Annotated in this window: 19 protein-coding genes and 2 pseudogenes; 16 read left to right on the plus strand and 5 right to left on the minus strand. The window is 60.4% G+C overall.

The features are described from left to right. From F6S08_RS23100 to F6S08_RS23120, 5 genes are all read left to right on the plus strand, one after another. Window positions 1–613, plus strand: a 613-nt coding sequence (locus F6S08_RS23100; RefSeq protein WP_315872384.1) for a ribonucleotide-diphosphate reductase subunit beta, incomplete at its 5' end; no start/stop codon positions are given. 194 nt (window positions 614–807) lie between these two features. Then, the gene (locus tag F6S08_RS23105) at window positions 808–1,521 is read left to right on the plus strand and encodes an HNH endonuclease signature motif containing protein (protein WP_074847503.1); all 714 of its coding nucleotides are present in this window, start codon (window positions 808–810) and stop codon (window positions 1,519–1,521) included. Window positions 1,522–1,592: 71 nt separating this feature from the next. After that, entirely contained in the window at window positions 1,593–2,240 is a 648-nt protein-coding gene (locus F6S08_RS23110) for an HAD-IB family hydrolase (protein WP_065925245.1), read from the plus strand. Between the two features lie 243 nt (window positions 2,241–2,483). After that, entirely contained in the window at window positions 2,484–3,431 is a 948-nt protein-coding gene (locus F6S08_RS23115; RefSeq protein ID WP_065925246.1) for a hypothetical protein, read from the plus strand. A gap of 94 nt (window positions 3,432–3,525) precedes the next feature. After that, window positions 3,526–3,906, plus strand: a complete 381-nt coding sequence (locus F6S08_RS23120) for a multiprotein-bridging factor 1 family protein (protein WP_074847504.1) — start codon at window positions 3,526–3,528, stop codon at window positions 3,904–3,906. On the opposite strand, the gene F6S08_RS23125 is transcribed toward F6S08_RS23120, so the two are convergent. The 3 genes from F6S08_RS23125 to F6S08_RS23135 form a co-directional block, all read right to left on the minus strand. Continuing rightward, window positions 3,836–4,393, minus strand: coding sequence for an AAA family ATPase (locus tag F6S08_RS23125; protein WP_065925248.1), 558 nt, complete (start codon window positions 4,391–4,393; stop codon window positions 3,836–3,838). The genes F6S08_RS23120 and F6S08_RS23125 overlap by 71 nt on opposite strands. Continuing rightward, entirely contained in the window at window positions 4,383–4,901 is a 519-nt protein-coding gene (locus F6S08_RS23130; RefSeq protein ID WP_065925249.1) for a hypothetical protein, read from the minus strand. The genes F6S08_RS23125 and F6S08_RS23130 overlap by 11 nt, the downstream gene beginning before the upstream one ends. 339 nt (window positions 4,902–5,240) lie before the next feature. Beyond that, a complete protein-coding gene (locus F6S08_RS23135; protein WP_027605642.1) occupies window positions 5,241–6,299 on the minus strand; it encodes an MBL fold metallo-hydrolase in 1,059 nt (352 codons plus the stop codon). Window positions 6,300–6,422: 123 nt separating this feature from the next. Here F6S08_RS23135 and F6S08_RS23140 point away from each other — a divergent pair, with 123 nt between their 5' ends. The 5 genes and pseudogenes from F6S08_RS23140 (at window position 6,423) to F6S08_RS23155 (ending at window position 10,489) form a co-directional block, all read left to right on the plus strand. Next, window positions 6,423–7,049 (plus strand): TetR/AcrR family transcriptional regulator, encoded by a 627-nt coding sequence (locus F6S08_RS23140; RefSeq protein WP_065925250.1) that lies wholly within the window; start codon window positions 6,423–6,425, stop codon window positions 7,047–7,049. A gap of 190 nt (window positions 7,050–7,239) precedes the next feature. Next, entirely contained in the window at window positions 7,240–8,298 is a 1,059-nt protein-coding gene (locus F6S08_RS23145; RefSeq protein WP_065925251.1) for a diguanylate cyclase, read from the plus strand. A gap of 265 nt (window positions 8,299–8,563) precedes the next feature. Then, a pseudogene (locus tag F6S08_RS31515) lies at window positions 8,564–9,334 on the plus strand (PAS domain-containing protein); the annotation flags it as partial. Between the two features lie 111 nt (window positions 9,335–9,445). Beyond that, window positions 9,446–9,883: pseudogene (locus tag F6S08_RS31520) on the plus strand (methyl-accepting chemotaxis protein); the annotation flags it as partial. Between the two features lie 84 nt (window positions 9,884–9,967). Further along, window positions 9,968–10,489 (plus strand): DUF1003 domain-containing protein, encoded by a 522-nt coding sequence (locus F6S08_RS23155; RefSeq protein WP_065925253.1) that lies wholly within the window; start codon window positions 9,968–9,970, stop codon window positions 10,487–10,489. Between the two features lie 32 nt (window positions 10,490–10,521). On the opposite strand, the gene F6S08_RS23160 is transcribed toward F6S08_RS23155, so the two are convergent. Further along, on the minus strand, window positions 10,522–11,403 hold the full coding sequence (locus F6S08_RS23160) for a LysR family transcriptional regulator (protein ID WP_065947848.1): 882 nt from the start codon (window positions 11,401–11,403) through the stop codon (window positions 10,522–10,524). 80 nt (window positions 11,404–11,483) lie between these two features. Between F6S08_RS23160 and F6S08_RS23165 the strand changes: the two genes are divergently transcribed. Both F6S08_RS23165 and F6S08_RS23170 read left to right on the plus strand, forming a co-directional pair. Next, the gene (locus tag F6S08_RS23165) at window positions 11,484–12,191 is read left to right on the plus strand and encodes a CTP synthase (RefSeq protein ID WP_065925255.1); all 708 of its coding nucleotides are present in this window, start codon (window positions 11,484–11,486) and stop codon (window positions 12,189–12,191) included. Further along, the gene (locus F6S08_RS23170; RefSeq protein ID WP_065947849.1) at window positions 12,188–12,511 is read left to right on the plus strand and encodes an antibiotic biosynthesis monooxygenase family protein; all 324 of its coding nucleotides are present in this window, start codon (window positions 12,188–12,190) and stop codon (window positions 12,509–12,511) included. Before F6S08_RS23165 ends, F6S08_RS23170 begins: the two co-directional genes overlap by 4 nt. A 289-nt stretch (window positions 12,512–12,800) precedes the next feature. Here F6S08_RS23170 and F6S08_RS23175 read toward each other — a convergent pair whose 3' ends face one another. Then, window positions 12,801–13,124: a DUF2025 family protein gene (locus F6S08_RS23175; RefSeq protein ID WP_065925256.1), complete on the minus strand. Its 324-nt coding sequence runs from the start codon at window positions 13,122–13,124 to the stop codon at window positions 12,801–12,803. A gap of 232 nt (window positions 13,125–13,356) precedes the next feature. On the opposite strand from F6S08_RS23175, the gene F6S08_RS23180 reads away from it, so the two are divergent. The 4 genes from F6S08_RS23180 to F6S08_RS23195 all read left to right on the plus strand — a co-directional run bounded on the left by F6S08_RS23180 (window position 13,357) and on the right by F6S08_RS23195 (window position 17,839). Beyond that, window positions 13,357–14,484: a glycerophosphodiester phosphodiesterase family protein gene (locus F6S08_RS23180; RefSeq protein WP_065925257.1), complete on the plus strand. Its 1,128-nt coding sequence runs from the start codon at window positions 13,357–13,359 to the stop codon at window positions 14,482–14,484. A 100-nt stretch (window positions 14,485–14,584) separates the two neighbouring features. Further along, window positions 14,585–14,890 carry a PepSY domain-containing protein gene (locus tag F6S08_RS23185; RefSeq protein WP_065925258.1) on the plus strand — a complete coding sequence of 102 codons (306 nt, stop codon included), beginning with the start codon at window positions 14,585–14,587 and terminating at the stop codon, window positions 14,888–14,890. A 148-nt stretch (window positions 14,891–15,038) separates the two neighbouring features. After that, complete coding sequence (locus tag F6S08_RS23190) at window positions 15,039–16,058, plus strand: transporter (RefSeq protein ID WP_065925259.1); 1,020 nt, start codon at window positions 15,039–15,041, stop codon at window positions 16,056–16,058. A 164-nt stretch (window positions 16,059–16,222) separates the two neighbouring features. After that, window positions 16,223–17,839: an inorganic phosphate transporter gene (locus F6S08_RS23195; RefSeq protein ID WP_315872385.1), complete on the plus strand. Its 1,617-nt coding sequence runs from the start codon at window positions 16,223–16,225 to the stop codon at window positions 17,837–17,839. Window positions 17,840–17,869 lie beyond the last annotated feature (30 nt).

Here is a 17,869-nt window from a genome sequence, read left to right on the forward strand (position 1 = left end):
CCACGAGATTCCATCGGTGGCTAAGAAGGCAGCCTGGGGCCTGAAATACACCCGCTCGATCTCCGAGCCGAAGTTCGAAACCGGCACCGTCGACACCGACAAGCAACTGCGGAGCAACCTGGTCGCCTACTACTGCGTGCTGGAAGGCATCTTCTTCTACTGCGGCTTCACCCAGATTTTGTCCATGGGCCGCCGCAACAAAATGACCGGCGTGGCCGAGCAGTTCCAGTACATCCTGCGCGATGAGTCGATGCACCTGAACTTCGGTATCGACGTGATCAACCAGATCAAGATCGAAAACCCGCATTTGTGGGATGCCGAGATGAAGGAAGAAGCGACCCAGATGATCCTGCAAGGGACTCAGCTGGAGATTGAATATGCGCGGGATACCATGCCGCGCGGGGTGCTCGGTATGAACGCCGCGATGATGGAAGACTATTTGAAGTTCATCGCTAACCGTCGCCTGTCGCAAATTGGGTTGAAGGAAGAGTATCCGGGGACGACTAACCCGTTCCCTTGGATGAGCGAGATCATGGACTTGAAGAAAGAGAAGAATTTCTTTGAGACTCGGGTTATTGAGTATCAGACGGGTGGGGCATTGAGCTGGGATTAATTCTCAGCTAAACCGAGAAGCCCTGACTTGTTCAGGGCTTTTTTATGCAAGCTCGCTTGAAACCTTCAAGACAAAGCAGCGAATTCATTTACCAATGGCGTTGACCGCTAATTCCTGCCAGAACGTAGGAAATTTCGTAGACGCAATAATGGCTACTCAGTATCGTCCGAGGGTTTTCTACCCTCGGCGGCTGTATGGATATTACGAAAGACAACACGGACTGGAACGACGCGGAGTTGGCAGCAGCGGTCGAGGCTTACTTGAAGATGCTGGCCAAGGAAAAGAACGGCCAGCCTTTCAATAAAGCGCTCGAAAACCGCCTTTTGCGCGAGGGGCCGATAGCCGGTCGTGCAAAAGGCTCCGTAGAGTTCCGCATGCTAAACATTTCTACCGTTCTTATCCGTATGGGCCTGGAGCCGATAAAAGGCTTTAAGCCCGCGAAGAACGTAGGGTCAGGCGTCGAACAACGCATCCGCCAAGCGCTGGCCGCACAGGGTGTATTCGAATCCGAAGACGCCGCCCAAACAGCAGACGAGCAAACGCTTATCCGCCGCGCGTCCAAACTGCAGCAGCAACCTTTCACTCAGCTACCGGACGGCATTGCCCAGCCGCAGAAGGTCTCGACCGTCAGCACCGCTTTTGTTCGCGACCCAAAGGTACGCGCCTGGGTACTGAAAGAGGCCGAGGGCATCTGCGAAGGCTGCGGCGCTAACGCGCCGTTTGAGGTCGACGGTTTGCCATTTCTTGAAGTACATCACGTCAAGCACCTGGCCCAGAAGGGTTCGGATCGCATCACCAATGCTGTAGCCTTGTGCCCCAATTGCCATCAGCGTTGTCACCGGTCGAGTGACCGGGCGGCTTTCACCGAGGGGCTTTACGCCAAGGTCGGAAGATTGGCACGGGAGTAGACTCCTGCTGTCACACCTGATGCACGCTCAAAAATACTAGATAGGACCGAGGCCAACCCGTGAACCCAGACATGCTCGAAGCCGGCCCCGTTGACGCCAAAGTACTCTCCGTCTTTGACTTCGACGGCACCCTGACCCACCACGACAGTTTCGTGCCCTTCCTCAAGTTTGCCTTTGGCACCGGAGAGTTTTATGGCCGGATGGTCAAGCTGGCCGTGCCTGGGCTGCGCTTTTTGGTGCGGCAGATCAGCCGGGATGAGTTGAAGGCTCAGTTGATCCGCACCTTTATGACTGGGGTGGAGAAGACGTGGGTGCAGCAGAAGGCCGAGGAGTATTGCCAGCGCAATTGGGCGCGGTTGATGCGCCCGGCTGGGGTGTTGTCGGTGGAGCAGGAGTTGGGCTCGGGGGCGGTGGTGACGCTGTGTTCGGCGTCGCCGGCGTTGGTGCTGCAGCCGTTTGCCGATCGGCTTGGGATCAAGTTGATTGGCACTGAGCTTGAGGTGGTCGACGGGGTGTTGACCGGCAAGCTCACCGGGAATAACTGCCGGTGTGAGAATAAGGTGCTGCGGCTTGAGGCGGTGTACGGGGACCTGGGGGAGTATCGGCTCAGGGCCTGGGGCGATACGCGAGGGGATCGGGAGTTGCTGGCGGCGGCGCAGGATGCACATTTTCGGCATTTTCATGCGAAGAAGAAAAAGCGGGCCAAGTTGCAGCGGTGATGCGGGTGGGTGGGATCCACCAGGAACACCGAGTCGATCCCATCGCCGCCTCGCTGGGGCTCGACAGCTCCCACAGTTGAGCGGTTTAGGCTTGAGTGTCGCGACTAGCATGGGGTGCTTGGGGTTGAGCGGTTAAACTAGGTGGACTTGTTCCCTCGCAGCGGACGGCGGGTTGCAGGTTCTTGCTGATATTTACGCGGGTTCCCGCTATTAATAGCGAAACCTCTCACGGACCCGAGCCCCATGAAATTCGACACGGCCTACAGCCTGAGTCTCGATGACAAGCTGTCGATCTATGACGTACGAGACCTGAATTTCGACGAAACCAACACCTTCGATTCCGACAAGGACAGTTTCCTCTGCCCCAACGATGCCTGTCGCGCCGCCTTCGAAGCAGGCAATGTGCTGAGCACGTTCAACGCCAGGAACGTCAACTACCAACGCACCCCGCACTTCAAAAACACGCCGAGCACCCGGCATATCGACGGCTGCCGCTATGCCAGTCTCCACAAGGGTGCAGCAGGCGAAAACGACGATGAGCGTGAGGATAATTTCCCATCGGAGTTTGTGCTGACACGTCGTACGTACGAGCGTAAAACCGCGGAGGTCGGCACCGAGGGGCTGGTCCCACAAGATTCAGCGAAAACACCTTCACCCCGCAGCGACGAATCTGTCAGCGCCAGCGACACCACCCCGGAAAAAACCAGCGTGTTTGCCCACCCGGTGGAGTGTTTTGTGTCGAACATCGACGACAAGGAAAAGCTGAAAAGCATGCCGCTGAAAATCGGCGAGCACACCGCGACTTACGCGGCGTTTTTCAAGAAGATCGAATACCTGCAAGACAACAAGGGCCTGATCTACTGGGGCAAGGTCAAAGCGATCAAGGACTACACCAGCAGCTTTCGCATCGACTTCGAAAAGAAGGTGTGGCTCGACAAAAAGCCCTACTCGGTCAACGTCTACCTGAGCAAAAAGCTCATCGAGAACTACCGCAAGCGCAAGGCGTTCCTGGAGCAGATCAGGGCGGCGGCGGACAGTGAGCGGGCGTTGTATTGTTTCTTCTACGGGGTGACACCGGAGCTGAAACAAGTGCCCAGCAAGAAAAACCCCGAGCAGACCTTCGGGGTGTTCAGCGCGAATATCGAGAACCTCGATCACCTGATCATTCGTGAGGCGCCGGGGTTGGAATAGTGGGTCGATAAGCATCCAGTTGATGAGCGGTCAAAACAACTGTACAAAAACACAGTATAGTTTGCCCTCCCCCGTCGAATCCTGGAGAAACCCCATGTCCTCTCTGGCAATGAGCTCTTTCGTAGAACAGCAGATCGTCCTGCACCAATTCACCGCCAAACACAGCGTACAGGCCCGCGCGATGCTGGGCTGGAGCCGCGACGAGCTGGCCCGCCAGGCGGGTGTGACGGTGGATGCCATCCAACAGTTTGAAAGCCAGGGCGATGTGGGTGATGAAACCCGCCTGGCATTGGCGTTTCGGTTGGAGGCGCAAGGGCTGGTGTTTTTCCCGGGGTTTGCGCCGGGGTGGGGCATGAGTGTGCGGCGGTTTGAGACCGCCCCAGCCGAACCCGCTGCACAAAACATTATTTCGCGGCTGATGGGCTCAACAGCGGCATCAATTGATTCACCAACGCCCCAGCCGAATGGTGCGTAGAGTCCAAGCGGATCACCGGACAGGTCAGTGCCGCCAACCAGGTTTCATGCCGACGCAGGCTGCGTAGGCTGTGGTTGCCGCTGTCGTAACGAGCGGCCCAGGCCAGGAAGGCGACGCTGTTCTCGTGGCGACTGCCACCTTCCAGGATTTCATCACCGTAGCGTTGCACCTCCCTCATGCGCAGACGGTGCAGGCGTACTTGCGGGTCGAGGCGCAGGAACACCACGTGGGTGAACTGCGCGATCATCGGGTCGCCCCAGCCGCACAGTGAACCGGACAGCACCCAGCCTTCCAGGCCGACAGTCTGCTCCTGCAGCAGGCGGATGCGTTCATCCTTGGGCCGGGCAATGGTGAAGGGGGCGTCGGTTTGCTGCCAGTAGAAATAGTCGGTGTCGAAGTAAGCGACGTTCAGACTCTCCGCCAAGGCCCTGCCCAGGGTGGTAGTGCCCGCCCCCGCAGCACCGAGGATATGAATTCTATAGGCCATGGCTTCCCTCCCTGGCATTGCGATAACCCAGCGCCAGCGCGGCCAACGATTCCTTCGACCATCGCGCACCGTAGAACCACAACGTCGCGCCACCATCGAGAGCCTCGCCAAACCTCGGGTAACCACTCCAGCACGCACTATGAAATGCAGCACTTTGACTGTCCGACACCAGGGCATCCAGCCGGTATTCATTCACGATTTCATCGATTTCATTATGGGTGTGCAGTTTGAACGTGAGGGTGCCGTCGATACGTTGCGCCGGCACGGGTATCAGTTGCGCCCCGGCCCGGCGCAGTACGTCCAGCGCACGCATGAAGGGCGCACGGTGTCGAATCGGTTCATGCCCATCGCCACGTCCATATCGGTCGGCATACCCCACGCGCCTGCCGGCCAACGCTTGCATGGCGGCAAAGCGGCTATTGTTCTGCACCAGGGGCACCTCCACCATCACTGGGCCCTCTGGGTCGATACCGCTCAGGGCAATCAGCGTCAACGAGGGATCAGGCATGGGTCTGATGGGAATTGCCGGTACGTTATACCCGGGGATCAGGACGCCACCCTTGGGGTGGGTTTGAGGGGGGGGATCGACATCAAACTCGATACTGCGGGGGGGCACTTGATCAGGGGAAGGACGGCGGCATGGAGATGCCGAGTCGGTCATGCCCAAGAGCGCAGACAACGGCTGGCCAACCTGGCAAACCGCATCTGCTCGCAAAAACCATCTGCGTATGCTGTCCATCGGTACGCCTCCCCTGAAAACACTTTCCAGGGATCATCGCATCCTTCGCCGGCGCCTGTCGCAGACCCGAAACAGCTTGAAAACTCCTTTTTCGGCGCCTCTGCGCCCTCAGCCCACAAGGTGCTCTTGTGCACCTTGGGTTTCCACTTCCAGCCACCATGCATACCCACGCTCCGGCTGGTTCAAGCTGAACGCCTGGCCCATCGGCGGTGTGGTAATCGACACATTGCGCTCCCACGCCAGCGCCATGATGCGGTCGAAAGGTTCGTGCCAGGCATGGAACGCCAGGTCGAAAGTGCCGTTGTGGATCGGCAGCAGCCAACGGCCCCTGAGGTCGATATGCGCTTGCAGGGTTTGCTCCGGCTGCATGTGTACATGGGGCCAGTCGACGTTGTAAGCACCGGTTTCCATCAACGTCAGATCGAACGGGCCGTACTGTTCGCCGATGCGTTTAAAGCCATCGAAGTAGCCGGTGTCACCGCTGAAAAAGATACGGCGCGTGCCGTCGATCATCACCCAGGAACACCAAAGGGTCTGATTGGCATCAAACAGGCCGCGCCCGGAAAAGTGCTGCGCCGGCGTGGCGACAAAGCGAATGCCATCCACCTCGGTGCCTTGCCACCAATCCAGCTGCCGCACCTTGCTGGCGTCGACACCCCACTTGACCAGGATGTCGCCCACGCCCAGCGGCGCGAGAAAGTAACGGGTCTTGTCGGCCAGTTGGACGACAGCCTTATGGTCAAGATGATCGTAGTGGTTGTGGGAAAGAATCACCGCCTCCAGGGGCGGCAGCTCTTCAAGACGGATAGGCGGCTGGTGGAAACGCTTGGGGCCAGCCCAACTGAATGGCGAGGCACGCTCGGCGAACACCGGGTCGGTCAGCCAGAACTTGCCGCGCATTTTCAGCAATACGGTGGAATGCCCCAGGCGGAACACGCTGTGATCAGGCGCCGCCAACAATTGCTCGCGGGTCAGCGGTTGCACCGGGATCTGCCCCACCGGGCGCGTGCTGCGTGGTTTGTTAAACAGCATGTTCCAGAAGATACGCAAGGTCTTGCCAAAGCCACCGTGCTGCACGGGGGCCTCGTTGCTGAAGCGCCCCAGGTCCAGATCGGCAGGCTTGGGCGCCGCAGGTGAAGACTTGAGGCGGGTTGAGATGGTGGCCATTACAGAGTGACTCCTACGGTCCGCGCATAAGTTACACTGAACAGTGTAGTTTCAAGATTGCAACAAAATCCGCAGCAAGTAAACTACCCAGTGTAATTTACCCTCAAGAGCCGAACGCCACCCATGACTGCCCCTCAACGCCTCACCGACCGCAAACGCCAAGCCATCGTGGCAGCGGCCATCGCTGAGTTTCGCGATAACGGCTTCGAGGTCACCAGCATGGACAAGGTCGCCGCCACCGCTGGGGTTTCCAAGCGCACGGTGTATAACCATTTCCCCAGCAAGGAAGAACTGTTCGCCGAAATCCTTCACCAGCTCTGGGCCAGCAGCGTCGCCCAACTCGACGTCAGCTACACCAGCGAGCGCCCCCTGCGCGAACAACTGCGTGGTTTGCTGGAAGCCAAGATGAAGATGATGTCGGACACCAATTTCCTCGATCTGGCCCGGGTAGCTATCGCCGCCACCATCCACTCGCCGGAACGTGCGCAAGACATGGTCACCCGCCTGAGCCAGCGCGAAGAAGGTTTTACCCAGTGGGTACGCGCCGCCCAGGAAGACGGCCGCCTCTCTTGCACCGATCCGGCGTTTGCCGCCCACCAGATTCAAAGCCTGCTCAAGGCTTTCGCGTTCTGGCCGCAGATCACGTTGGGCCAGCCGACCCTGGATGCCGCTCACCAGGCGCGTGTCATTGAGTCGGCCATCGACCTGTTCCTGGCCGGCTACGAAGTCAGCGCCCCCTGCCCCGAGTAAAAACCGTTGCAGGAGCGACATTCCTGGTCGTTTTTGACGCATTCGCCCTCTGTTTTGCGCAAATGGCCTGGAAGGCCACTGATTATTCCCATGGGAATAACTGACAATATTCACAGGCCTTATGCGATCAACGGTCGATCCGGTGTCCGCGCGCCGCGGTAAATGTGAAAAACAGCTGAACCAGGAATTTATGGAAAACAGACGAGGCAAAGGGCTCTCATTTGCCCGGCGTATCTACCAGCCAAGGATCATCGGCCTGGGTGTCGGCAGCATCAGCGTTACCGGCGCCCTGTACCCGCTTGCCATGCCGGGCTGGGTCTGGGCGTTACTGCTGTTCAATGGGTTTGCCTGGGCGCACCTGGCGTATCAGCTATCCACCCGTTCACCGTTTCCTTACCAGGCTGAACAGCGCAACTTCCTGTATGACTCGGTACTCGGCGGGTTCTGGGCGGCGGCCACACAGTTCACGCCGCTGACAGCGGTGACCATCCTGTCGATGATGACCATGAACAACGTCGCCGCCGGCGGCCGGCGCCTGTTCCTGCGTGGCCTGCTCGCCCAGGTGCTGGGGATCGGCGTGGCATGGGCGCTGTTCGGTATCCAGTTCAACCCCGACGTCAGCCTGCTTCAGGTCTACTCCTGCCTGCCGATGCTGACCCTCTACCCCATGGCCATCGGCATGGTCTGTTATCAACTGGCGATCAAGCTCTCGGAACATAAACGCGCCCTCAGTGCCCTGAGCCGCACCGACAGCCTCACCGGCCTGCTCAACCACGGCTCGTGGAAAGACCTGCTGCACCTCAAGTTCCACAAGTGCCAGCAGCAGCAAAGCCACGCCACCATCGCATTGATCGATATTGACCACTTCAAGCAGATCAACGATACCCATGGCCATATCGTCGGCGACACGGTGCTGCGGCAACTGAGCCTGGAACTGCGGCGCAACCTGCGGGAAAACGACCTGGCCGGACGTTATGGTGGCGATGAGTTCTGTGTGATTCTTCCGCAAATGCCTCTGGAGCAAGCAGCGCAGATCATGGAGCAGATGCGCGAAACATTCGGCAACTACCGCACCCCGCACATACCGGAATTGCGCGTCAGCCTGAGCATCGGCCTGGCGGACTTCCAGCCGCGCTTCACCGACGCAGCCATGTGGCTGAACGCGGCGGACCGAGCACTTTATGCCGCCAAGGACACCGGGCGTAATCGAGTCAGTGTCAACGACGACCGGATAGCCTGCTCCGCCTGACGTTGTCCTACGACACCTGGTCTTGATCTTCCGTGCAACGCCTCGGGAGATGGCGTAATGCCTCCATTGGTCGCCTACCCAAAAATGGTCCTGCCCATGGGGCGAACTTCTTGTCAGGCTGATGACTCTTAACCCGTTGTTCCACCCCCCGCTGTCAGCACAAGGGAGCTGACAATGAGCAGGTCAACCGTAGGGCAAATGCCTTACGGAGGCAGGCGCCTATACATGGATACTCCCAGACGCGTGCTTGCCCGAGCCCCCGAACATGTTATTCAACGCCCATAAGAAAACCATCGATACCCTGCAACACACCGTGGCTCACCAGGCCAGCCTGCTGGACGCCATCGAACGCTCCATGGCGGTGATCGAATTCGATCCGCAAGGCCTCGTGCTGCGGGCCAATGACAACTTCCTCAGTACCCTGGGCTACCGCGCCGAGCAGATCGAAGGCCAATCCCACCGGATGTTCTGCACGCCCGCCTTCGCCCGCAGCGCCGAGTACCAGCAACTCTGGGCCAACCTGCAAAAGGGTCAGTTCCAATCAGGTACCTTTGAACGGGTAGGCGGCAATGGTCAGTCGGTGTGGCTGGAAGCCAGCTACACCCCGGTACGTGATAACGCGGGCCGTGTGATCAAAGTGGTGAAGTACGCCCTGGACGTTACCCCGCGCCTGCAGGCCGAAAGCGAGGCCAACGCCAAGTTGGAAGCCATCGGCCGGGCCATGGCCGTCATCGAGTTCAACCTCGACGGCACGATCATCACCGCCAACGCCAACTTCCTGCAACGCATGGGCTACAGCCTGGCGCAGATCCAGGGCCAGCATCATCGTCTGTTCTGCACCCCGCAGACCGCCGCGAGCTCAGCCTACAGCGAGTTCTGGCGACGCCTGAACCAGGGTGAATTGTTCAGCGGCCAGTTCGAGCGCGTGGATAAAAACGGCCGGCCCGTTTGGCTCGAAGCCAGCTACAACCCGGTGTACGACGCCAGCGGACGCCTGTGCAAAGTGGTGAAATTCGCCTCGGATATCACCGCGCGCGTGCAACAACACGCCGCTGACGCACAGAGTGCCGCCCAGGCCTATCACTTGTCCCTGCACACCCAGGACATGGCGGAAAAAGGTGCCGACGTGATCCAGAAAACAGCCAGCGGCATGCGTGAAATCTCCTCGGACATCGACAACTCCTCGCAACTGATCGCCAAGCTGGGCGAGCGTTCGCAGCAGATCACCACCATCGTCAACACCATTCGCGGCATTGCCGAACAAACCAACCTGCTGGCACTCAATGCCGCTATCGAAGCGGCGCGCGCGGGTGAACAAGGCCGTGGTTTTGCCGTGGTGGCCGATGAAGTGCGGCAGTTGGCGGCGCGCACCAGCGGGTCCACCACAGAAATATCCAGCATGATCGCGGTGATCCAGGCTGAAACCCGCCAAGCCATCGACAGCATGGACGCAACCCGCGACCGTGCTGCCCTGGGCGTGGAGTTGGCCAACCAGGCCGGTACGGTGATCCTGCAGATTCGCGAAGGTACCAGCGAGGCGGTGCACGCGGTGAGTGCGTTTGCCAATGAGCGGGGTGTCCACTAAGTAGGCCACGGGTTATTCATGTGTAAGACAGGTCGCCAGGACTATAGTGATTCACTGTCTTAACGTTGATGACCCGAGCCCACCATGACCCCCGACAAGCCCGAAACCGCCCCCGTCGATCACCTGCGTTTTCACCGCCGCCACGCCCACCTGGCGCCGACCTTCGGCAACGATACCTTTGCCCTCAAGGCCGAGGCCTTTGCGCGCTTCTTTGGTACACCGACCTTCCTCGGTGCGCAAACCGCGATCGTGATCTTGTGGGTGGTGCTGAACGTAACCGGCATCACCCACTTCGACGTGTACCCGTTCATCCTCCTCAACCTGGCCTTCAGCCTGCAATCCGCCTATGCCGCGCCGCTGATCCTGCTGGCCCAGACGCGCCAGGCCGCCCGCGACAAAGCCCAGTCCGACGCCGACGCGCAACACCGTGAAGCCCTGGCCATCGCCAATACCGAACGCCAGGCCCAGGCCGCGCAAACCACCAGACAGTTGCTCGAATTGCTGGAGCAAAACACCCGGCTGACGGAAATGACCAAGCAACTGACCGAACACATCGAAACCCTGACGTGCGAAATGCATGAGCACTATGTGCGAAAACCTCAATAACAACGCCAATTCCATGTGGGAGCGAGGGTGTGTCAGGGTTTCATCTGCACATGCCGGCCCAACTCATCAAACAGCGTCACCACCGAGCGCAATGCGCGGCAATCGGGGCGCGTCAGCAGCCATAACGCGGTGTCGTGCCCAGCCAACGCGGGGCCCAGGGGTTGCAGGCCGTCATCCAGCAGAAAGTCCGGCAGCGCCGCCACGCCCAACCCTGCCCGCACCAGTTCGGTCACCGACAACATGCTGTTGCAGCGATAGCTGGGGCGTACACCGGGCAGGTGTTCGCGGCGCCAGGTCACCGTGGGGTGGTCGGGCAGGAAGTCGTCCGGCGCGATCCAGGCCAGGTCCGCCAGTGAGCGTGCGGCGTGTTGGTGCGCATACGTGGGGCTGGCACACACCTGATACGCCACGGCCCCCAGGCAACGGCCGACCAGATGCGCCGGCGGAGTCCTGGTCAGGCGCAGGGCGATGTCGGCATCGCGGCGGCTGAGGTTGGCGAAATCATTTGACGTGCTCAGCTCCAGGGTCAGCGCCGGGTAGTCCGGCATGAACTGCGCCAGCGCCGGCAGCAACAACCCTTGCAGCACCGAGTCGGTACAGGTCAGGCGCACCGTACCGCTGATCACCTCGCCGCCCTGCTCCACGCCGATGCGCGCCGCCTCCAGCGCTTGTTCGGCACGTTCGGCCTGCTGCGCCAGGCTATTGGCGAGGCTGGTGGGCAGGTAGCCGGCGCGGCTTTTTTCAAACAGCGTCTGGCCCAATGCGGCCTCCAGCCGTCGCACCGCGCGGAACACCGTGGACACATCCACCCGCAATAACGCCGCCGCGCGCGCCAGGGTGCCGCCACGCACCAGGGCGAGGATCAGCGACAGGTCGGGGTAATCGATTTGATAGTGCGTGGCTGCATTGAGCATGTGGGTAAACGCCAATATTGATTGCGTGCGCGCCAATCTATAGTGCACGTCAGGACACCACAAGCCATGGGACGCACACGATGAAAGCCACCACCCTGCACCTCGCCCTGATCGGCGATTACAACCCCGATGTCATCGCGCACCAGGCCATTCCCGTCGCGCTGCAACGGGCCGCCGAAACCCTCGGTTTGCAGGTTCATCTGCAATGGCTCGACACCGACACCCTCACGCCCACCACAGCACTGCACGGCTTCGACGGATTCTGGTGCGTGCCCGCCAGCCCCTACCGCGACACCGACGGCGCCTTGCGGGCGATCCGTTTTGCCCGCGAACAGCGGCGACCTTTCCTCGGCACATGCGGTGGTTTTCAACATGCAGTGCTGGAATACGCCCGCAACGTGCTGGGCTGGGCCGATGCCGAACATGGCGAGCTGGCGCCGGGCGCTGAACGCGCAGTGATCACCCCCCTGAGCTGCGCACTGGTTGAAGCCACCGACAGCCTGCGCTTGACACCCTACACGCGCATCGCCGAGGCCTACGGCCGTCTTGAAATCGAGGAAGGTTACCGCTGCCGCTACGGCATCAACCCCGAATTCGCCGATGCCCTGCTCGAGCGCGAGATGATTCCCAGCGGGCATGACGCAGCCGGCGATCTACGCGCGGTGGAGTTGCTCGACCATCCATTTTTCGTCGCCACCCTGTTCCAGCCTGAACGCGCCGCCCTCAAGGGCATCACGCCGCCTTTGGCGATTGCCTGGCTCAAGGCGTGCCAGGAGCAGTGCGCATGATCGCCAAGACTCCCGCCCCACCCTACTACGCAGTGATCTTCAGCTCATTGCGCACCGACGGCGATCAAGGCTACGGCCAGGCCGCCGCCCGCATGCTGGAGTTGGCTCGCGATCAACCGGGGTTTCTCGGGGTGGAATCGGCGCGGGAGGATGGCCTGGGGATTACCGTGTCGTATTGGAGCAGCGAGGCCGCGATCCTGGCCTGGAAGCAGCAGGCTGAGCATCGGGCAGTGCGTGAACAAGGACGCTCCATCTGGTACTCGGCGTTTCAGACACGGGTGTGCAAGGTGGAACGGGCCTACACATTCCAAGGCCAGTAACCTTCATATCAGCTGAGTCTCTGTGGCGAGCAGGCCTGCTGTGGTGAGCAGGCCTGTTGTGGTGAGCGGGTTTGTTGTGGTGAGTGGGCCGGTTGTGGTGAGCGGGCTTGCCCCGCGCTGGGCTGCGAAGCAGCCCCAATTCAGTTGACGCGGTTCTCCTGACTAACCGCAGCGTCTGGTTCAGGGGCCGCTTCGCGCCCCAGCGCGGGGCAAGCCCGCTCACCACAACAAGCCAGCTCACCACAACAAGCCGGCCTGCCACAGAACGCTCGCTTACCGCCTATGCCGTCTAGCTCACCAGACTGCGCAGCGCACTGATCTGTGGAATTTCCACCCGTTTCATATACACGCGCAACGGCTCGCTGATGTTGATGCGGTCGTCGATATTCTGGTCGAGCAGCAACTGGATACGCTCGCGGGACAGGGTCATGGTCTGCTCGGGGGCCGGCAGCCAGACAAATTCAGCGGTGGGGATAATGCCGTCGTCGGCCACGTCCATGCCGAAGGAATCTTCGCTGAAACGCACGATGTACTGGCCGGTCTTGCGGTTGAGGCCAACAAAACCGCGGAGTTGGTCGGCGGCCTGGCAGATAAGCTCGGAGGTGATGCGCATGGTAAACCTCACTGAAAAGTCCCACAGGGACTGGAAAGATGGTTTACACGCGTGGCAGAAAATACCGTCCTCTGGCGGGGCGGCTGCGAGCAAGAGTACTGCAATGCCGCGCAAAAAAACCGAGAAAATTGGCACGTGCGCACGTTAATGTCGGTTTGGTGATAGCGCCTTTCGCAATCAATTGTTAAAAAGGAGGCCTTCTCAAAGCTACCTCCACGAAAGGACTTCGCATATGCCTGTCACGTTTTCCAAGAGCGCCCTGCTGCTCGCACTGGCGCTTGGCCTCGGCCAGGCACAGGCTGCCGAACCGATCAGCCCGGCTGAACTGGCGACAAACGAAGGCATTCCCTACCCCGCCGTGATCGCTCACCGTGGCGCGTCCTACGACGCGCCGGAATCCACCGCCGCCGCCTACAAAGTCGCGCGCGACCTGGGTGCCGACTACCTGGAACTGGACCTGCAGCGCAGCAAGGACGGCGTGCTGTTCGCCCTGCACGACAACAACCTGCAGCGCACCACCGACGTGGCCACCAAGTTCCCTGAGCGCAAGGACGCCCCGGCCAATGAGTTCACCTGGAAAGAACTGCAAACCCTCGACGCCGGCAGCTGGTTCAACGCCGCCTACCCGGATCGTGCGCGTCCAGGCTTCGTTGGCCTGAAGATCCTGAGCCTGGACGACATCATCAAGATCGCCGAAGGCAACCCGCAGCACAAACCCGGCCTGTACATCGAAACCAAGGAGCCCAAGCAATTCCCGGGCATCGAAGCCGACCTGAAAAACAAGCTGCTGGATAAAGGCTGGTTGAGCTCCGCCGGCTCCAAGCTGGGCAAGAGCAACACCGGCGTCGGCCAGGGCAAGGGCCGTGTGGTGCTGCAGACGTTTGAAAAAGACAGCTTGAAAGAGCTGCAGAAAGAAATGCCGAACACGCCGAAGATCCTGCTGTTGTGGGTTGGCCCAGGCAGCATCGAGCCGAAATCCACGCAGACCTTCGCCGAGTCCGGCGAACCGACCAAGGCCGCCTACTACGCCAAGCAAGAGCCAAAAGACGCCGCCGAGTTCGAAAAGTGGGTCGACGAAGCCAAGAGCCTCGGCGCCATCGGTACCGGCCCATCGGCTGAGCTGACCGACCACGGCGACCAGAGCTACACCGACCTGGTGAAGCCTGAAATGAACAAGCTGACCCACGACAAGGGCCTGCTGGTGCACGTCTACACCGTGGATGAGCCGGTCGACTTCGACAAAGTGATGAAGGCCGGCGTCGACGGCATCTTCACCAACCGCGCCGCCGAACTGTTGAAGTTCTACAAGCGCTGGCCGTCGTCCAGCGTGCAAGACCTGCTGAACGACTATAAGTACTGAGTGAGTCGGGCATTGGTGTCAGTGCGCCATTAAGGATGAGTTAAGTTGCGCCGGTTAATCTGGCGCCACTTAAACAGCTCACCAGAGAAGGACACACCCCATGAAAACCCTGACTGCCCTGTTCGCCGCCACCGCCCTGACCCTGACCGCCGGCCTGGCCCAGGCCGATGTTCGCCCGGACCACATTGAAGGCCTGCTCAAGTCCGGCGCCGTGATGCCGTTTGAGAAACTCAATGCCGCCGCCGTGGCCACACACGCCGGTAGCAGCATCACCGACACCGAGCTTGACCACAAAAACGGGGTACTGGTCTACGAAGTCGACCTGACCGACACCGCTGGCAAGCGCTTTGAAGTGAAGCTCGACGCCAAGACCGGCGCGGTGCTGGAAAACAAGCAAGACACTTGAGTTGAACCTAGAAAAAACGCGCCACCTCCGGGTGGCGCGTTTTTTTATGCGCACCGTTAAAACGTCATATAACTGTCATACCTCCTTGCAATGATTCGCCCACGCGAACCTGTGAAACGTCCTACAGGCGCTTTCTCTGCGAGTCTCCATGAACCACAGCCTCGACCACAGCCACCAGGACTCCGACCTGTTTGGCTTGCTTTACGGTTTTCGTTTTCGTCCCGGTGAAAAGGGCGAACAGATTGATTCGGCTGCTGCCCTCGCGGCCTTGCAGCAACCCGCCGACCCGGAAGAGTTCCTGTGGCTGCACCTCAACCTGGCCCACGCCGCCTGCGAACGCTGGATGCTGGCCAACCTGGATTTACCCGAAGAATTCTTCGAGGCCCTGCACGAAGGCTCGCGCTCCACTCGCATCGAACACGTCGACTCAGCCTTGCTGGCGGTGGTCAACGACGTGGTGTTCAACTTCAGCAGCATGGTTTCGTCGGATATTTCCACGCTGTGGGTCTGCGCCCGCAGCCGGCTGTTGATCAGCGCACGCCTGCAACCTTTGCACTCGGTGGACAAGTTGCGCTCGTCGGTCAAGGCCGGCGAACGCTTTCGCTCACCGCTGGAACTGCTGGTGCACCTGCTGCGCGACCAGGGGGAAGTGCTGACCCAGATCGTGCGCAAGACCAGCATCAGCGTCGACCACATCGAGGACCAGTTGCTGTCCTCGCGCCTGTCCACCAACCGCGCGGAACTGGGGGCGGCGCGCCGGGTGCTGGTGCGCCTGCAACGCCTGCTCGCGTTGGAGCCGGGTTCGCTGCTGCGCCTGCTCAACCGCCCGCCGCAATGGCTGCAAAAGGAAGACGTGAAGGAGTTGCGCAAATCCACCGAGGAGTTTGCGCTGATCATCAACGACCTGACGGCGCTGGGCGAACGGATCAAGCTGCTGCAGGAAGAGATCGCCGCCAACCTCAACGAGCAGAGCAGCCGCACGCTGTTCACCCTTACCGTGGTGACGGTGCTGGCGTTGCCGATCAACATCATCGCCGGTTTTTTCGGCATGAACGTGGGCGGTGTGCCCCTTTCACAGGACCCCGAGGGGTTCTGGATCCTGGTGGCATTGGTCGCGACCTTCACGCTGATCGCCGGACGCTGGGCGTTTCGCAAGTTTTCAAATTGAAATGCAATCAACTGTCGAATCGTCGCACCGCCCCTCCCACATGAGTACTACGGTGTTTTGTAGACCAGTGGCAGATCCAATTACCTAAACAATGACCTGCGGCAGCATCGCTGTAACATTCTGCAATGAATATGAACGGCATCCTCCCCACACGGATGCCCGGCATGGCCACCCCTTCCCTGACTGCCTCAACGCACTCATCCTCCGTCGATTCAAAACCGCGCCTGGACAAGAAACCCGGCCTGGTGACGGTGATCGTTTTCTTCGCCGTGCTTGCCATGGGCCTGTTGTTTACCGCCTACAGCCTCATGCACGACATGCACGAAATGGGCGCCCAGCTCACCACGTGGACGCCGTTCCTGCTGCTGGGTGTGGCGCTGTTGATTGCCCTGGGTTTCGAGTTCGTCAACGGTTTCCACGATACAGCCAACGCGGTGGCGACGGTGATCTACACCAACTCGCTGCCGCCGCAGTTTGCGGTGGTGTGGTCGGGCTTCTTCAATTTCCTCGGTGTGCTGCTGTCCAGCGGCGCGGTGGCGTTCGGCATCATTGCCTTGCTGCCGGTGGAGCTGATTCTGCAGGTGGGTTCATCGGCCGGCTTCGCGATGATCTTCGCGTTGCTGATCGCCGCGATCCTATGGAACCTCGGCACCTGGTGGCTGGGTTTGCCGGCCTCGTCGTCCCACACCCTGATCGGTTCGATCATCGGCGTCGGCGTGGCCAATGCCTTGATGCACGGGCGTGACGGCACCAGCGGTGTGGATTGGAGCCAGGCGATCAAGATCGGTTATGCGCTGCTGCTCTCGCCGCTGATCGGCTTCGCCTTCGCCGCCTTGCTGTTGCTGGCCCTGCGCGCCTTTGTGAAAAACCGTGCGTTGTACAAGGCCCCCAAGGGCGACACCCCGCCGCCCTGGTGGATTCGCGGCATGCTGATCGCCACCTGCACCGGCGTGTCCTTTGCCCACGGCTCCAACGATGGGCAAAAAGGCATGGGCCTGATCATGCTGATCCTGGTGGGTACCCTGCCCATGGCCTATGCGCTGAACCGCGCCATGCCGGCCGAACAATCGTTGCAGTTCGCCGCAGTCGCCGAAGTGACCCAGGTGGCGCTGATGAAAACAGCGCTGCTGGCGTTGGCGGGTGACCCTCGGCCGGTGCTGTCGACCTACATGCGTACCAAGGAAGCCACGCCCGAGTTGATTCCGGCCCTCGCCGCCCTCGCCGGCCAGATCGGTGACCAGGTCAAAGGCTACGGTTCCCTGGCCAAAGTCCCCGCCGAAGCCGTGGGCAACGTGCGTAACGATATGTACCTGAGCAGCGAAACCATTCGCCTGATGGACAAAGGCAAGGTCGGCAATTTCGACGCTGACACCCAAGGCAAGCTGCAACTGTTCAAGCAACAGATCGACGATGCCACGCGCTTTATTCCGCTGTGGGTGAAGATTGTCGTGGCCATCGCCCTGGGGCTTGGCACTATGGTCGGTTGGAAGCGCATCGTGGTCACCGTGGGCGAGAAGATCGGCAAGACCCACCTGACTTACGCCCAGGGCGCTTCGGCCGAGACCGTGGCGATGCTGACCATTGGCGCAGCGGATATGTTCGGGCTGCCGGTGTCGACCACCCATGTGTTGTCGTCGGGGGTGGCGGGGACCATGGTGGCCAATGGGGGTGGGTTGCAGATGCGGACCATCCGCAATTTGCTGATGGCGTGGGTGCTCACCTTGCCGGCGGCGATTCTGCTGTCCGGCAGCCTCTACTGGCTGTTCACCAAACTCTTCTGACCAACCTCAGATTGAAAATGTGGGAGGGAG

The sequence above is a fragment of the Pseudomonas sp. JV449 genome (assembly GCF_032424295.1).
Classification (GTDB): domain Bacteria; phylum Pseudomonadota; class Gammaproteobacteria; order Pseudomonadales; family Pseudomonadaceae; genus Aquipseudomonas; species Aquipseudomonas marginalis.

Bases quoted from the DNA above. Each gene is read 5' to 3' on its own strand.
- F6S08_RS23105 (WP_074847503.1), top strand. From the start codon at position 808: ATGGATATTACGAAAGACAACACGGACTGGAACGACGCGGAGTTGGCA.
- F6S08_RS23110 (WP_065925245.1), top strand. From the start codon at position 1,593: ATGCTCGAAGCCGGCCCCGTTGACGCCAAAGTACTCTCCGTCTTTGAC.
- F6S08_RS23115 (WP_065925246.1), top strand. From the start codon at position 2,484: ATGAAATTCGACACGGCCTACAGCCTGAGTCTCGATGACAAGCTGTCG.
- F6S08_RS23120 (WP_074847504.1), top strand. From the start codon at position 3,526: ATGTCCTCTCTGGCAATGAGCTCTTTCGTAGAACAGCAGATCGTCCTG.
- F6S08_RS23125 (WP_065925248.1), bottom strand. From the start codon at position 4,393: ATGGCCTATAGAATTCATATCCTCGGTGCTGCGGGGGCGGGCACTACC.
- F6S08_RS23130 (WP_065925249.1), bottom strand. From the start codon at position 4,901: ATGCCTGATCCCTCGTTGACGCTGATTGCCCTGAGCGGTATCGACCCA.
- F6S08_RS23135 (WP_027605642.1), bottom strand. From the start codon at position 6,299: ATGGCCACCATCTCAACCCGCCTCAAGTCTTCACCTGCGGCGCCCAAG.
- F6S08_RS23140 (WP_065925250.1), top strand. From the start codon at position 6,423: ATGACTGCCCCTCAACGCCTCACCGACCGCAAACGCCAAGCCATCGTG.
- F6S08_RS23145 (WP_065925251.1), top strand. From the start codon at position 7,240: ATGGAAAACAGACGAGGCAAAGGGCTCTCATTTGCCCGGCGTATCTAC.
- F6S08_RS23155 (WP_065925253.1), top strand. From the start codon at position 9,968: ATGACCCCCGACAAGCCCGAAACCGCCCCCGTCGATCACCTGCGTTTT.
- F6S08_RS23160 (WP_065947848.1), bottom strand. From the start codon at position 11,403: ATGCTCAATGCAGCCACGCACTATCAAATCGATTACCCCGACCTGTCG.
- F6S08_RS23165 (WP_065925255.1), top strand. From the start codon at position 11,484: ATGAAAGCCACCACCCTGCACCTCGCCCTGATCGGCGATTACAACCCC.
- F6S08_RS23170 (WP_065947849.1), top strand. From the start codon at position 12,188: ATGATCGCCAAGACTCCCGCCCCACCCTACTACGCAGTGATCTTCAGC.
- F6S08_RS23175 (WP_065925256.1), bottom strand. From the start codon at position 13,124: ATGCGCATCACCTCCGAGCTTATCTGCCAGGCCGCCGACCAACTCCGC.
- F6S08_RS23180 (WP_065925257.1), top strand. From the start codon at position 13,357: ATGCCTGTCACGTTTTCCAAGAGCGCCCTGCTGCTCGCACTGGCGCTT.
- F6S08_RS23185 (WP_065925258.1), top strand. From the start codon at position 14,585: ATGAAAACCCTGACTGCCCTGTTCGCCGCCACCGCCCTGACCCTGACC.
- F6S08_RS23190 (WP_065925259.1), top strand. From the start codon at position 15,039: ATGAACCACAGCCTCGACCACAGCCACCAGGACTCCGACCTGTTTGGC.
- F6S08_RS23195 (WP_315872385.1), top strand. From the start codon at position 16,223: ATGGCCACCCCTTCCCTGACTGCCTCAACGCACTCATCCTCCGTCGAT.